Consider the following 14,039-nt stretch of genomic DNA (forward strand, 5'->3'; position numbering starts at 1 on the left):
GTGCCGCGTGCCACGCCGTCTCTTCACCTCCGAGTCGGTCACGGAGGGCCACCCCGACAAGATCGCCGACCAGATCAGCGACTCGATCCTCGACGCCATGCTCGCGCAGGACCCGCGCAGCCGCGTCGCGGTCGAGACCATGATCACCACGGGTCAGGTGCACATCGCCGGCGAGGTCACGACCGCCGGCTACGTCGACATCGCCTCGATCGTGCGCGACACGGTCCTGCGGATCGGGTACGACTCCTCGCGCAAGGGCTTCGACGGGGCCTCCTGCGGCGTGAGCGTCTCCATCGGCGCCCAGTCGCCCGACATCGCCCAGGGCGTGGACACCGCGTACGAGGCGCGCACGTCCGGCTCCGCGGAGGACGAGATCGAACGGCAGGGCGCCGGCGACCAGGGGCTGATGTTCGGGTACGCCACCGACGAGACCCCCGAGCTCATGCCGCTGCCGATCGCCTTGGCCCACCGCCTCGCGCGCCGGCTGTCGGCGGTCCGCAAGGACGGCTCGGTGCCCTACCTGCGCCCCGACGGCAAGACGCAGGTCACCGTCGTCTACGAGGACGACCGGCCGGTCGCGGTGGACACCGTGGTCGTCTCCTCGCAGCACGCCGAGGACATCTCCATCGAGCAGCTGCTCACGCCCGACATCGAGGAGCTCGTCGTCGAGCCGGAGCTGGCCGCGCTCGGCCTGCCGACCACCGGCCACCGGCTCCTGGTCAACCCGACCGGCAAGTTCGTGATCGGCGGCCCGATGGGCGACGCCGGGCTGACCGGCCGCAAGATCATCGTCGACACCTACGGCGGCATGGCCCGCCACGGTGGCGGCGCGTTCTCGGGCAAGGACCCGTCGAAGGTCGACCGCTCCGGCGCCTACGCGATGCGCTGGGTGGCCAAGAACGTGGTCGCCGCCGGGCTGGCCCGTCGCTGCGAGGTGCAGGTGGCCTACGCCATCGGCGCCGCGCACCCGGTCGGCCTGTTCGTCGAGACGTTCGGCACCGGCACGGTGGCCGACGACGTGCTGGAGAAGGCCATCACCACCGTGTTCGACCTGCGCCCCGGCGCGATCGTGCGCGACCTCGACCTGCTGCGCCCGATCTACGCGCCCACCGCTGCCTACGGTCACTTCGGCCGGACCGACGTCGAGCTCCCCTGGGAGCGCCTGGACCGGGTGGACGGACTGCGCGCGGCCGTGGGGGCCTGAAGCAGGGCCCGCACCGCGGCGGCCGGGCCCCCGCGGACGGCGCCGCGGAAGTGTCGGCGTGAGCCGGGAGACTGATCCGGTGCTGGTGGCCCGCGTCGTCGTCGACGTGCCCCTGGCGCACCTCGACCGCCCGTTCGACTATTCCGTCCCGGAGAAGTTCGCCGGCACGGTGCAGGCCGGCTGCCGCGTGCGGGTCCGCTTCCGCGGGCGGCTGGTGGACGGCGTCGTCTGGGAGCTGGCCGACAGCACGGACTTCGCCGGCTCCCTGCAGCCGCTGTCGCACGTGCCCTCCGGGGAGCCGGTGCTCACGCCGCAGGTCGCCCGCCTCGTCCGGACGGTCGCCGACCGCTACGCGGGCACGGCCGGGGACGTCCTGCGGCTGGCGCTGCCGCCACGCCGCGCGGCCGCCGAGAAGCGGCCGACCTCGACCCCGGACGTGCTGCCGGACGCCCCCGGCCCGGCCGGCTTCGCGCAGTACCAGGCCGGTTCCGCGCTGCTGGCGGCCCTGGCCGAGGGTCGGGCGGCGCGGGCGGTGTGGTCCGCGCTCCCGGGCGAGGACTGGCCGAGCCGGCTCGTCGAGCTGTGCCGCGCGACCCTGTCCGGCCGGCGTGGCTCCCTGGTCGTGGTCCCGGACGGCAAGGACCTCGACCGGCTCGAGGCGGCGGCCGCGCGGCTGCTGCCCGAGCACTCGTGGACGGTGTTGCGCGGCGACGACTCGCCGGAGAAGCGTTACTCGCGCTTCCTCGCCGCCTCCCGCGGAGCGGCGCAGGTCGTGCTGGGCACCCGCGCGGCGATGTTCGCCCCGGTCCGTGACCTCGGGCTCGTGGTGGTCTGGGACGACGGCGACGACCTCCACGCCGACGAGCACGCGCCCTATCCGCACGCCCGGGACGTCCTCGTCCAGCGGGCGTGGCTGGACCGCTGCGCCGCCGTCGTCGCGGGCACCGCCCGGACGGCCGAGGCCGCGCTGCTGGTCGAGTCGGGCTGGGCGCAGGAACTGGTCGCCGACCGGGCGGTCCTGCGCGCCGCCGCTCCCCGGGTGCAGGCCCTGGGCGAGGACTTCGAGCTGGCGCGCGACCCGGCTGCCCGGTCGGCCCGGCTGCCGTCGCTGGCGCACGAGACGGCCCGTCGGGCCCTGGCCGCAGGGGCACCCGTGCTGGTGCAGGTGCCCCGCCGGGGATACGTGCCCTCGCTGGCGTGCGCCCGGTGCCGGGCGCCGGCCCGGTGCGCCCACTGCGCCGGCCCGCTCGGCATCTCGCCGCGCCCGGGCCCCGGCGGCACCCGGATCCCGGCCTGCCGGTGGTGCGCGCGCCCCGCGGCCACGTTCGACTGCCCGCACTGCCACGGCACGAAGCTCCGGGCGGCGGTCGTCGGGGAGTCGCGCACGGCAGAGGAGCTGGCCCGCGCGTTCCCCGGGACCTCCGTGCGGGTGTCGGGCCGCAGTTCCGGCGTGCTGGCGACGGTGCCCGGTGGCCCGGCGCTGGTCGTCGCCACACCCGGGGCCGAGCCGGTGGCCGTCGGGGGTTACGGTGCCGCGCTGCTGCTGGACTCCTGGGCGCTGCTGGGCCGGGCGGACCTGCGGGCGGGGGAGGAGACGCTGCGCCGCTGGATGAACGCGGCCACGCTGGTGCGGCCGGCGTCCGCCGGGGGACACGTGGTGGTGGCGGCCGACGCCGCGCACCCCGTCGTCCAGGCGCTCGTGCGATGGGACCCGGGGTGGCTGGCCGCCCGGGAACTGGCCGACCGCCGCGCGCTGGGTTTCCCCCCGGTCACCCGGATCGCCTCGGTGGCCGGCTCCCCGGCGGCGCTGGCGGAGTTCCTGGAGGCGCTGCGCCTGCCCGAGGGAGCCGACGTGCTCGGCCCCGTGCCCGAGCCGCCCCGGCCGGGACAGGAGGGCGAGCGGGAGCGCTACCTGGTCCGGGTGCCGCGCGGCCAGGGCGCCGCGCTGGCCGGCGCGCTGGCCGAGGTGCAGGGCGTGCGCAGCGCCCGGAAGGCGGCCGAGCACGTGCGCGTGCAGCTGGACCCCCTGGATCTGGTCTGAGACGGGGGTGTCGCGCCCCGGGCCCGGGGGTAGCCGCTGGGCGTCCCGGCGAGCTCAGCAGCAGCTCGCGCGGCCACCGCACCCGAGGAGCTCCCGTGACCGCCACCAATCCGCAGCCGCACTCCGGTGAGGGCCCGCGCCCGGGCGACGTCAAGCGGGGCGGCCGCAAGGCGCTCCTCGCGCTCCTCGTGCTGATCGTGCTGGTCGCCATCGCCGTCGCCCTGACCAACCTCGGCGGCGACGACGACCCCAGCGGCGGCGGCGAGCAGGGCATGGGGACGACAGCGACCCTGGAGCTGACCGGCGCCCCGTGAGCCCTCCCGGCGGGACCCCGGTCGCGAGCCTGCCAGCGGCGCCGGGGCCGGGAGGTCCTTCTCCTACGATCGTCCGGTGAGCGTCACCCCGATCCGGCTCTTCGGCGACCCGGTCCTCCGGACGCCGGCCGCCCCCGTCGTCGACTTCGACGAGGAGCTGCGGCAGCTCGTCGGCGACCTGACCGAGACCATGTTCGCGGCCGGGGGCGCCGGGCTGGCGGCGCCGCAGATCGGCGTGGGTCTGCGCGTCTTCACGTGGTACGTCGACGGCGAGGTGGGGCACCTGGTCAACCCGGACGTGACGCCGGTGGGCGAGGAGACCGAGGAGGGCCCGGAGGGCTGCCTGTCCATCCCGGGCTACCGGTGGGACTGCCGGCGCCACCTCCACGTCGTCGCCAGCGGCTGGAACATGCACGGCGACCCGGTGACGGTGGAAGGCTCGCAGCTGCTGGCCCGAGCCATCCAGCACGAGACCGACCACCTCGACGGCGTCCTGTTCGTCGACCGGCTCGACGCGGAGGCCCGGGCGGCCGCGATGAGCGCGCTCCGGGAGGCCGAGTGGGCCGGCATGGCCGCCTACCTGCCCGCGCCCGCCCCCGTCGTGAAGGTGAGCCCCCACTGAGGCTGCTGTTCGCCGGCACCCCGGCGCCCGCCGTCCCCTCGCTCGAGGCGCTGCTGGCCTCCGGCCACGAGGTCGTCGCCGTCCTGACCCGGCCCGACGCCCGGTCCGGCCGTGGCCGCACGGTCAGCCGCTCCCCGGTGGCCGAGCGCGCGGACGCCGCCGGCCTGCCGGTCCTCCAGCCGCGCTCACCCCGCGAGCCCGAGTTCCTGGAGCAGCTCGCCGGCCTGGCCGTCGACTGCGCCCCCGTCGTCGCGTACGGGGCCCTCGTGCCGCAGGCGGCCCTCGACGTGCCGCTGCACGGGTGGGTCAACCTGCACTTCTCGCTGCTGCCCGCCTGGCGCGGCGCCGCCCCGGTGCAGCACGCGATCATGGCCGGCGACGAGCTGACCGGCGCCTCCACCTTCCGCCTGGAGGCGGGCCTGGACACGGGGCCGGTCTTCGGCACCGTGACCGAGCCCATCGGCCCCCGGGACACCGCGGGCGACCTGCTCGGCCGGCTGGCGGTCAGCGGGGCCGCCCTGCTGGTGGCCACCCTCGACGGGATCGCCGCGGGCACGCTGGTCCCCGAGCCGCAGCCGGCCGAGGGGATCAGCCTCGCGCCGCGGATCGAGCCCGCCGACGCCCGGGTGAACTGGGACCTGCCCGCCCACGTGGTGGACCGGCGCGTGCGCGGGGTGACGCCCGCGCCGGGTGCCTGGACGACCTGGCGCGGGGAACGGCTGCGCCTCGGCCCCGTCGAACCGGTCACCCACGACCCGGGTGTCGCGGCCCCGGACCTCGCGCCCGGCGAGATCGCGGCCGGCACCGGTGGCGTGCTGGCCGGCACCGGCCGCGGCGCCGTCCGCCTCGGTCAGGTGCAGCCGGCCGGCAAGCGCATGGTCCCGGCCGCGGACTGGGCCCGCGGCGCCCGCCCGCAGCCCGGCGAGCGGTTCGGCGCATGACCCGGCCCCCCCGGCGACCCGGCCCGAAGCAGGGACGGCGGCGGCACCCGGCCACCCGCCGGCCGGTGCTCGACGGAGCCCGGCTCACGGCCTACGACGTGCTGGACGGCGTCTCCTCCCGTGAGGCGTACGCCAACCTGCTGCTGCCCCAGTTGCTCCGCGAGCGCGACCTCGACGAGCGCGACGCGGCCTTCGCCACCCAGCTGGCCTACGGCACGCTGCGCGCGCAGGGAACGCTGGACGCCATCCTCGCCCGGCTGGTGTCCCGGCCGCTGGCCGAGCTCGACCCGCGGGTCCTCGACCTGCTGCGGCTGGGCGCCTACCAGCTGATCGACCTGCGGGTGCCCTCGCACGCCGCGGTCGACACCACCGTCGACCTCACCCGGGCCGTCGTCGGCACGGGCGCCTCCGGTCTGGTCAACGCGGTGCTCCGCAAGGTGGCGGCCGGCGGTGACCGGTCGCAGTGGCTGGCCACGCTCGGCGGGGACGGCGACGAGCGGCTGGCGCTCGCGACGAACCATCCCCGCTGGATCGTGGACGCCTGGCGCGACGCCCTCGGGGGGAGCTCCACCGACCCCGCGGAGCTCGAGCAGGCCCTGCTCGCCGACGACGCCGCGCCCGAGGTGCACCTGGTGGCGCGTCGCATGCCCCGGGACGCGCTGGCCGAGGAGTCCGGGGGCGAGCCCGGGCCGTGGTCGCCGTACGCGGTCCGGCTGCACGGCGGGGACCCCGGCCGGTTGCCGTCGGTCCGCTCCGGCGCCGCCGCCGTCCAGGACGAGGGCAGCCAGCTCGCCGGGCTGCTGCTGGCCCGGGCGCCACTGCAGGGCCGGGACGAGGCGTGGCTGGACATGTGCGCCGGCCCCGGAGGCAAGGCGGGGCTGCTGGCCGCCGTGCGGCCCGGAGGCGTGCGGCTGACCGCCGTCGACCGGGCACGCCACCGCGCCGAGCTCGTGCGCTCGGCGCTGGCCGGCGAGGCCGACGTCGAGGTGCTCGCCGCCGACGGACGGCGTCCCCCGTGGCAGCCGGGCTCGTTCGACCGGGTGCTCCTCGACGCGCCCTGCACGGGCCTGGGCGCGCTGCGGCGCCGTCCCGAGGTGCGCTGGCGCCGCACCCCCGACGACGTGCCGCCGCTGGTCGAGCTGCAGACCGGCCTGCTGACCAGCGCCCTGGCGTCCGTGCGGGTGGGAGGCGTGGTCGCCTACGTCACCTGCTCGCCGCACGCGGCCGAGACGGTGGCGGTGGCGGACGCCGCAGCCGAGCGCGACGACGTCGAGGTGCTGCCCGTCGCGCGCCTGTTCCCGGAGGTCCCGGGGATCGCGCGCGGCGACCACGGGCAGCTTTGGCCGCACCGGCACGGCACCGACGCCATGTTCATGGCGCTCCTGCGGCGGACCCGGTGACCCATCGGGGCACTAGGCCGCCCGCCACCATGATCCATCCGCGCTGAGGATTGCCTCCGCGGCCTGACCGGCCACCACCGCCGCGTCGGGATCATGTCGTCGGTGGCGGATCCGGCGGGAGCCACGACGCGATCGCGCCTTCCCGCCGGTCCGGCGCCGATTCCGCCGGACCTAGACTCGGCGGACGTGTCCCGGGAACCGATGATCGCGCCGAGCCTGCTGTCGGCGGACTTCGCCCGCCTGGCCGAGGAGTCGCAGCGGGTCGCCGACGCCGACTGGCTGCACGTCGACGTCATGGATGCGCACTTCGTCCCGAACCTCACCCTGGGGCTGCCCGTCGTCCAGGCGATCCAGCGGGTCAGCCCCGTGCCGCTGGACTGCCACCTGATGATCGAGAACCCGGAGCGCTGGGCGCCCGGGTACGCCGAGGCCGGTGCCCGCAACGTCACCGTGCACGCCGAGGCCTGCACCGATCCGCGCGCGGTCGCCCGGGACATCCGTGCCGCCGGGGCGCTCGCCGGGCTGGCCGTCAAGCCGGGCACGCCGCTCGAGGACCACCTCGACGTGCTCCGCGACTACGACACCCTGCTCGTCATGAGCGTCGAGCCGGGGTTCGGTGGCCAGTCGTTCATCGCCGACGTGCTGTCGAAGGTCCGGACGGCCCGCCGGCTGGTCGACGCCGGCGAGCTGACCCTGATCGTCGAGATCGACGGCGGCATCAACGCCGACACGATCGAGCAGGCCGCCGAGGCCGGTGTGGACATGTTCGTCGCCGGCTCCGCGGTGTACGGGGCCGACGACCCGGCGAAGGCCATCGCCGCGCTGCGCCAGCAGGCCGCCGCGGCGATGCACGGGTGACCGCGACCCCGGCCGAGCTGCGGGCGATGAGCCGGGCCCTCGAACTCGGCGCGGGCGTCCTCGGCACCACGAGCCCCAACCCCGCCGTCGGCGCGGTCGTCCTGGCACCGGACGGCACGCCCGTGGGGGAGGGCGCCACGGCTCCTCCGGGCGGACCGCACGCCGAGGTCGCCGCGCTGGCCCAGGCCGGGGAGCGGGCGCGCGGCGGCACCGTCGTCGTCACCCTGGAGCCGTGCGCGCACACGGGCCGCACCGGACCCTGCGCGGACGCGCTCGTCGCGGCCGGCGTCGGCCGCGTGGTGGTCGCCGTCCCGGAGCCCACCGAGCTGGCCGGCGGCGGAGCCGACCGGCTGCGCGCCGCCGGGGTCGACGTGGAGCTCGGCGTCGGGCGGGAGGAGGCGGAGGACGGGGCCCTCGCCGCCTGGCTGACCGGCGTGCGCTCCCACCGGCCGTTCGTCGTCTGGAAGGTCGCCGCCACCCTGGACGGCCGGGTCGCCGCCGCCGACGGCACCAGCCGCTGGATCACCGGCGACCAGGCGCGGGCGGCGGTGCACCGGCTGCGGGCCACCTGCGACGCGGTCGTCGTCGGTTCGGGCACCGCGGTGACCGACGATCCGCAGCTGACCGTCCGCGACGCCGACGGCCGGCCGGCCGCCCGGCAGCCGCTGCGGGTCGTCGCCGACCGCCGCGGCCGGCTCCCGGCGGGTGCCCGGGTGCTCGACGACGCCGCCCCGACGCACGTCAGCCGCGCGGCCACCCCCGGCGAGCTGCTCGCCGAGCTCTTCGACCGTGACGCCCGGCGGGTGCTGCTGGAAGGCGGTCCGACCCTCGCCGCGGCCTTCCTCCGGGACGGCCTGGTCGACGAGGCGGTCGTGCACCTGGCGCCGACCCTGCTGGGCGCGGGTCCGTCCCTGGTGGGGGACCTGGGAATTCGCACGATCGCGGACGCGCTGAGGTTCGGTATCGCGGATCTCATCCCGTTGGGCGGGGACGTGCAGATCCGGCTGCGTCCGACCCGGCACACTGGGGGCCGGCAGTCCGCGGACGGAGGGAGCTGAGGTGTTCACCGGGATCGTCGAGGAGGTGGGCACCGTCGTTGTCCGCGAGGACCGGTCGGACGCTGCCGTGCTCCGGATCCGGGCACGGCGTGTTCTCGACGGCGTGGCCCTCGGCGACTCCATCGCGGTGAACGGCGTCTGCCTCACCGTGACGGGCGTGGAGCCCGACGGCACCGGCGGCGGCGTCTGGAGCACCGACGTGATGGCCGAGACGCTGGCGCGCAGCAGCCTGGCGGACGCCGCCGAAGGGCAGCCGGTGAACCTCGAGCGGGCCGTCACCCCGCACACCCGCCTGGGCGGGCACCTGGTGCAGGGGCACGTGGACGGCGTCGGGCGCGTGCTGAGCCGCCGCCCCGGCGAGCACTGGGAGGTCGTGCGCATCGCGCTGCCCGCAGCCCTCGCCCGCTACGTCGTCGAGAAGGGCTCGGTCGCCGTCGACGGCGTCTCCCTCACGGTGAGCGCCGTCAGCGACCTCCCTTCCCCGGAGGACCCCACTCCCGACGAGCAGACCGCTGAGCAACCTGCCCCCGAGCCCTGGTTCGAGGTCAGCCTCATCCCCACCACCCTCCGCGAGACCACGCTCGGTGCGCGCGCCCCGGGGGACCCCGTCAACCTGGAGGTCGACGTGATCGCCAAGTACGTGGAGCGTCTGCTGGGAGGACGGCGATGACCGAGATCCCCGTGGCGCGGCTCGACACGATCGAGACCGCCATCGCCGCCATCAAGGACGGCCGGCCCGTCGTCGTCATCGACGACGAGGACCGCGAGAACGAGGGCGACCTCATCTTCGCCTCCGAGCTCGCCACCCCCGAGCTGGTGGCGTTCATGGTGAGGTACACCTCCGGCTACATCTGCGTGGCTGTCACCGAGGCCGACGCCGACCGTCTCGACCTGCCGCCGATGTTCCGCGTCAACCAGGACCGGCACGGCACCGCCTACACCGTCACCGTCGACGCCCGTGAGGGCATCACGACCGGCATCTCCGCCGCCGATCGCGCGACGACCATCCGCACGCTCGCGGCGGCCGACACCACCGCCCAGGACCTGAGCCGGCCCGGGCACATCGTGCCGCTGCGCGCCAAGGACGGCGGCGTCCTCCGGCGGCCCGGCCACACCGAGGCGGCCGTCGACCTCGCCGTCCTGGCCGGCCTGCGCCCCTCCGGCGTGCTCTGCGAGATCGTGAGCGAGAAGGACCCGACCGGCATGGCCCGCGGCGAGGAGCTGCGCGTCTTCGCCGACGAGCACGACCTGGTGATGATCTCGATCGCCGACCTCATCGCCTACCGCAAGCGCTTCGACAAGCTGGTCGACCGGGTCGCCGAGGCCACCGTCCCGCTGACCCCGGGCACCTTCACCGCCGTCGGCTACCGCAGCTCCTACGACGAGCGCGAGCACGTCGCGTTCGTCTACGGCGACATCGGCGACGGCGAGGACGTCCTGGTCCGCGTGCACTCCGAGTGCCTGACCGGCGACGTCTTCGGCTCGCTGCGCTGCGACTGCGGTCCGCAGCTGCAGGCGGCGCTGGCCGCCGTGGCGCAGGAGGGGCGTGGCATCGTGCTCTACATCCGCGGGCACGAGGGCCGGGGGATCGGCCTCCTGCACAAGCTGCAGGCCTACCAGCTGCAGGACCTCGGCGCGGACACCGTCGACGCCAACCTCGACCTCGGCCTGCCCGCCGACGCCCGTGACTACGGCACCGGGGCGCAGATCCTCGTCGACCTGGGCGTGCACACGATGCGGTTGCTGACCAACAACCCCGCCAAGCGCGCCGGGCTCGAGGGCTACGGCCTGCGCGTGCTCGGCCGGGTGCCGCTGCCCACCCACGTCACCGCGGAAAACCTGAGCTACCTGCGCACCAAGCGGGACCGGATGGGCCACCTGCTCGACATCATCGAGCCCGAGACCGAGGCCGGCCCGGCCGACACCCCCACGGTGCCGCCGCACGCCGACCCCATCCCGGAGAACGTCCCCCTCGGCGTCGACGAGCAGCCCTCATGAGCGGATCGGGCGCCCCCGTCGTCGAGCCGGTCGACGCAACCGGCCTGACCCTCGGCATCGTCGCCACCACCTGGCACGCCGAGATCACCGATCAGCTGCTGGCCCGGGCGGTCGAGGCGGCCAAGGCCAGCGGGATCGCCGACCCGACGGTGGTCCGCGCACCGGGCGCCGTCGAGCTCCCGGTGGTGGCCCAGGCCTTGACCGAGCGGCACGACGCCGTGGTCGCGCTGGGTGTCGTCATCCGCGGGGGGACGCCGCACTTCGAGTACGTCTGCGACGCCGTCACGGCCGGCCTCACCCGGGTCGCGCTCGACGCCGGCAAGCCCGTGGGCAACGGCGTCCTCACCTGCGACACCGAGGAGCAGGCGCGCGACCGCGCGGGGCTGCCCGGCTCGGCCGAGGACAAGGGCTGGGAGGCCGCGATCGCGGCCCTGGCCACCGCGCTCACCCTGCGCCAGCTGCGCACCCCCCAGCGGACGACGGGGTTCAGCGCGGTGCCGGTCCGCGAGGGTCGCTCGTGAAGACCTTCGACGGGCTGTTCGCCGAGCTGTCGGCCAAGGTGGCCGCCGCCGACCCCGCCTCCGGCACCGTGCAGGCCGTCCGGGACGGGGTGCACGCCGCCGGCAAGAAGGTGGTCGAGGAGGCCGCGGAGTCGTGGATGGCGGCCGAGCACGAGAGCGCCGAACGGACGGCGGAGGAGATCAGCCAGCTCCTCTACCGGGTGCAGGTGCTCATGCTCGCGCGCGGGCTGTCGCTGGACGACGTCTACGCTCACCTCTGAAAAACACCCCGTCCTCCTCACCCCTCGCACGCTCGGGGTGAGCCTCTGGACGGGGCCGTTCCATCACGTCACCTAGGAGTTCCTCCAGTGCTGCGCATCGCCGTGCCCAACAAGGGCGTCCTGAGCGAGCCGGCGGCCGAGATGCTCGCCGAGAGCGGGTACCGCCAGCGGCGCAGCACCAAGGACCTCGCGGTCTACGACCCCGACAACGACACCGAGTTCTTCTACCTGCGACCGCGGGACATCGCCGTCTACGTGGCCGCCGGCACGCTCGACGTCGGCATCACCGGCCGCGACATGCTGCTGGAGACCGCGCCGGTGACCGGCGAGGACCACGCCGCGGTCGAGGTGATGCCGCTGGGCTTCGGGCGCTCGTCGTTCCGGTTCGCCACGCCGCTCGAGTCGGGCATCGAGAAGGTCGACCAGCTGGCCGGCAAGCGGATCGCGACCGCCTATCCCGTGCTGCTGCAGCGCTACCTCGACGACGCCGGCATCCCCGCGGCCGTGGTGAAGCTCGACGGTGCGGTCGAGACGGCCTGCCGGCTCGGGGTCGCCGACGCCGTCTGCGACGTGGTGGAGACCGGGACGACGCTGCGCGCCGCGGGCCTGCACATCATCGGCGACCCCGTGCTCGCCAGCGAGGCCATCCTGGTCCGCCGGGCCGGTGCCGAGGAGATCCCGGCCGTCGCCCAGCTGCGTCGCCGGCTGCGGGGCGTCCTGGTGGCCCGGCAGTACGTGATGCTCGACTACGACTGCCCGAACGAGATCCTGCCGCAGGCCACCGCCGTGACCCCGGGCATCGAGGGGCCCACGGTCAGCCCGCTGCAGACGCCCGGCTGGTCGGCGGTCCGCGCGATGGTGGCCCGGACCGAGACCAACCGGGTCATGGACGAGCTGTGGGAGCTGGGCGCCCGCGCCATCCTGGTGACGAGCATCCACGCCTCACGCATGTGACGGAGGTGGCCATGCGCCGGCTGCCGGTTCTCCCGCTGCTCGTGTCGCTGGCGGTGCTCACCGCCTGCGCCGACCGTGCCGGCGGACCCACGGGCGGCACCGGGACGGCGGGCGGGTCCGGGGACCCCGCCGCGGGGGGCATCTCGCAGGCCGACGACGACCTGCTCGTCCGGGTGGACCGCGGCGACGGATCGGCCCCCGAGGAGTGGACGCTCACCTGTGCGGGCGTCGTCGAGGGGACGCATCCCGAGGCGACGGCCGCGTGTGCCCACCTGGCCGGCCTCGAGGACCCGTTCGCGCCGCTTCCGGACGACGTCGTGTGCACCGAGCAGTTCGGCGGCCCGCAGACCGCCCACGTGACCGGCCGCTGGAACGGCGAGCCCGTCGACCTCGACCTCGCCCGGTCGAACGGCTGCCTCATCGCCCAGTGGGACGGCCTCGGCCCCCTGCTGCCGATCCCCGTCGGGGTCGACCCGGTCGGCTGACGGTCACGCTTTCCGTACCGGAAGCTGAGCGGGGCGCCAGCTTCCGGTACGGAAAGCGGGGCGTCAGCGGGGGCGCGTGGTCCGGTCGACGAGGTCGATCGCGGTGCACAACCCCAGCGCCATCGCCCGGCCGCTGGTGGCACCGGTCGACAGGAGCCCGGCCACGGCCGGCGCGAGCGGACGCTCGCCGACCAGCGCGTGCAGGACGGCCGCGTACTCGGCACTGACGCGCCCGCACGCGGCGTGCCGCAGCAGCGCGCGGGACAGCTCGGTCGTGCGCCCGGCCGCCAGGGCGTAGACGCCCGCGGCGAAGCGCTCGGCCGACGGGTGGCCGAGCAGGACCAGCCCGGCGATGGTGCCGGCCATGACGTCGTCGCCGGCCGGGGTCAGGCCGGGGCCGAGACCGATCAGGCGGGTCGCGGTGCGCAGCGCGGCGTCGAGGTCGGCCCGCCGCACCGCCCCGCGCAGGGCGGCGAGCGGTCCGCCGGGACCCACGGGGAGGCCGGGCAGGGTGAAGGCGCTGTGCGGGACGCCCTCGCCGTAGAGGGCGTTGCGCAGCTGGCGCACGCCCTCGGGCAGGAGCGCGGGGCGGAGGCTGGGCAGCTTCGGCCGCGGGTTCCACCAGGCCGCCGCGCTGACGGCGAGGTCGCCGACGACGATCCGGCCACCGCCGACCTCGGCCGGCGCTCCGGCGGGCAGGGCCACGAGCGGCCGCCCGTTGCTGGGGCGGAAGAGCACGCACCCCAGGGGCAGCCGCGCGGCGTCGCTGGTCAGCACGGCGACGACGTCGCCGCCGCGGTCGTGCGGCACGTGCACGTACACGGCGGCCGGCAGGCTCATCAGCACCCGCGCCGGGCGGACCGGCCCGCGCAGCAGCTCGGCGACGCCGGTGCTCGCCGCGGCCGGCACCGCACGGACCGCACGGGCGGGCCGGGCGGTGCGTGCGGTGGCCTGGGCCGACTCGCGCGGAAGGGGGATCGTGGGGAGCCCGGCGCGTGCGGCTCGGCCGCGCTGCGACGCGTCCGTGTGGCGGCTGCCCGAGGCGGTGGTCTCGTCGATCGTGCGCATGTCGGCCCTTCGGGGAGGGGCGACGGGAGGCGCCCTCTTACCCCCCGTCCGGTCCGTTCCACACCCCCTCGCGGACGGAGGGTGGGTGGTCGCCGGGGTGCGGCGACGGCCTACCATCCAGCGGGGCGGGGTGAACCGGGATTCGAACCTAAGCGGCGCGTCGCACGCCCTCGTATGGCGGAACCCGCCAAGAATGGACCCTGGCGTCCAGGGACTCCTGACAGGCTCGAGCGGTGTGGCAACCTGGACCGCGACAAGAGGGGAATGGTGTCGTGACCCAGGGTGATGCCTCGTTGGTGGCGTCGACGCACCGTA

Annotated in this window: 15 protein-coding genes; 14 read left to right on the plus strand and 1 reads right to left on the minus strand. The window is 75.9% G+C overall.

The window, feature by feature from the left end:
- Positions 1–7: 7 nt before the first annotated feature.
- The 14 genes from metK (at position 8) to ACFSHS_RS12595 (ending at position 12,656) form a co-directional block, all read left to right on the plus strand.
- Positions 8–1,204 (plus strand): methionine adenosyltransferase, encoded by a 1,197-nt coding sequence (gene metK / locus ACFSHS_RS12530; RefSeq protein WP_376876193.1) that lies wholly within the window; start codon positions 8–10, stop codon positions 1,202–1,204.
- A 58-nt stretch (positions 1,205–1,262) separates the two neighbouring features.
- Positions 1,263–3,245 carry a primosomal protein N' gene (locus tag ACFSHS_RS12535; RefSeq protein WP_376876196.1) on the plus strand — a complete coding sequence of 661 codons (1,983 nt, stop codon included), beginning with the start codon at positions 1,263–1,265 and terminating at the stop codon, positions 3,243–3,245.
- Between the two features lie 95 nt (positions 3,246–3,340).
- Positions 3,341–3,559: a hypothetical protein gene (locus tag ACFSHS_RS12540; RefSeq protein ID WP_376876199.1), complete on the plus strand. Its 219-nt coding sequence runs from the start codon at positions 3,341–3,343 to the stop codon at positions 3,557–3,559.
- A gap of 76 nt (positions 3,560–3,635) precedes the next feature.
- On the plus strand, positions 3,636–4,181 hold the full coding sequence (def, locus tag ACFSHS_RS12545) for a peptide deformylase (protein ID WP_376876202.1): 546 nt from the start codon (positions 3,636–3,638) through the stop codon (positions 4,179–4,181).
- Entirely contained in the window at positions 4,118–5,122 is a 1,005-nt protein-coding gene (gene fmt / locus ACFSHS_RS12550; RefSeq protein WP_376876205.1) for a methionyl-tRNA formyltransferase, read from the plus strand. Before def ends, fmt begins: the two co-directional genes overlap by 64 nt.
- Positions 5,119–6,522, plus strand: a complete 1,404-nt coding sequence (locus tag ACFSHS_RS12555) for an RsmB/NOP family class I SAM-dependent RNA methyltransferase (protein WP_376876208.1) — start codon at positions 5,119–5,121, stop codon at positions 6,520–6,522. Before fmt ends, ACFSHS_RS12555 begins: the two co-directional genes overlap by 4 nt.
- 186 nt (positions 6,523–6,708) lie before the next feature.
- On the plus strand, positions 6,709–7,380 hold the full coding sequence (gene rpe / locus ACFSHS_RS12560) for a ribulose-phosphate 3-epimerase (protein WP_376876211.1): 672 nt from the start codon (positions 6,709–6,711) through the stop codon (positions 7,378–7,380).
- The gene (gene ribD, locus ACFSHS_RS12565) at positions 7,377–8,438 is read left to right on the plus strand and encodes a bifunctional diaminohydroxyphosphoribosylaminopyrimidine deaminase/5-amino-6-(5-phosphoribosylamino)uracil reductase RibD (protein ID WP_376876214.1); all 1,062 of its coding nucleotides are present in this window, start codon (positions 7,377–7,379) and stop codon (positions 8,436–8,438) included. The genes rpe and ribD overlap by 4 nt, the downstream gene beginning before the upstream one ends.
- A 1-nt stretch (position 8,439) precedes the next feature.
- On the plus strand, positions 8,440–9,108 hold the full coding sequence (locus tag ACFSHS_RS12570) for a riboflavin synthase (protein WP_376876217.1): 669 nt from the start codon (positions 8,440–8,442) through the stop codon (positions 9,106–9,108).
- Entirely contained in the window at positions 9,105–10,436 is a 1,332-nt protein-coding gene (locus ACFSHS_RS12575) for a bifunctional 3,4-dihydroxy-2-butanone-4-phosphate synthase/GTP cyclohydrolase II (RefSeq protein WP_376876220.1), read from the plus strand. Before ACFSHS_RS12570 ends, ACFSHS_RS12575 begins: the two co-directional genes overlap by 4 nt.
- The gene (gene ribH, locus ACFSHS_RS12580) at positions 10,433–10,957 is read left to right on the plus strand and encodes a 6,7-dimethyl-8-ribityllumazine synthase (RefSeq protein ID WP_376876223.1); all 525 of its coding nucleotides are present in this window, start codon (positions 10,433–10,435) and stop codon (positions 10,955–10,957) included. The genes ACFSHS_RS12575 and ribH overlap by 4 nt, the downstream gene beginning before the upstream one ends.
- Complete coding sequence (locus ACFSHS_RS12585) at positions 10,954–11,217, plus strand: phosphoribosyl-ATP diphosphatase (RefSeq protein ID WP_376876226.1); 264 nt, start codon at positions 10,954–10,956, stop codon at positions 11,215–11,217. Before ribH ends, ACFSHS_RS12585 begins: the two co-directional genes overlap by 4 nt.
- Before the next feature lie 87 nt (positions 11,218–11,304).
- Complete coding sequence (gene hisG, locus ACFSHS_RS12590) at positions 11,305–12,171, plus strand: ATP phosphoribosyltransferase (protein WP_376876229.1); 867 nt, start codon at positions 11,305–11,307, stop codon at positions 12,169–12,171.
- A gap of 11 nt (positions 12,172–12,182) precedes the next feature.
- Entirely contained in the window at positions 12,183–12,656 is a 474-nt protein-coding gene (locus tag ACFSHS_RS12595) for an SSI family serine proteinase inhibitor (RefSeq protein WP_376876233.1), read from the plus strand.
- Positions 12,657–12,719: 63 nt separating this feature from the next.
- On the opposite strand, the gene ACFSHS_RS12600 is transcribed toward ACFSHS_RS12595, so the two are convergent.
- Positions 12,720–13,724 (minus strand): oxamate carbamoyltransferase subunit AllH family protein, encoded by a 1,005-nt coding sequence (locus ACFSHS_RS12600; RefSeq protein ID WP_376876236.1) that lies wholly within the window; start codon positions 13,722–13,724, stop codon positions 12,720–12,722.
- Positions 13,725–14,039: the final 315 nt, after the last annotated feature.

The organism is Blastococcus deserti, assembly GCF_042682525.1.
Taxonomy (GTDB): domain Bacteria; phylum Actinomycetota; class Actinomycetes; order Mycobacteriales; family Geodermatophilaceae; genus Blastococcus_B; species Blastococcus_B deserti.

Bases quoted from the DNA above. Each gene is read 5' to 3' on its own strand.
- ACFSHS_RS12555 (WP_376876208.1), top strand. From the start codon at position 5,119: ATGACCCGGCCCCCCCGGCGACCCGGCCCGAAGCAGGGACGGCGGCGG.
- ACFSHS_RS12575 (WP_376876220.1), top strand. From the start codon at position 9,105: ATGACCGAGATCCCCGTGGCGCGGCTCGACACGATCGAGACCGCCATC.
- ribH (WP_376876223.1), top strand. From the start codon at position 10,433: ATGAGCGGATCGGGCGCCCCCGTCGTCGAGCCGGTCGACGCAACCGGC.
- ACFSHS_RS12595 (WP_376876233.1), top strand. From the start codon at position 12,183: ATGCGCCGGCTGCCGGTTCTCCCGCTGCTCGTGTCGCTGGCGGTGCTC.
- ACFSHS_RS12600 (WP_376876236.1), bottom strand. From the start codon at position 13,724: ATGCGCACGATCGACGAGACCACCGCCTCGGGCAGCCGCCACACGGAC.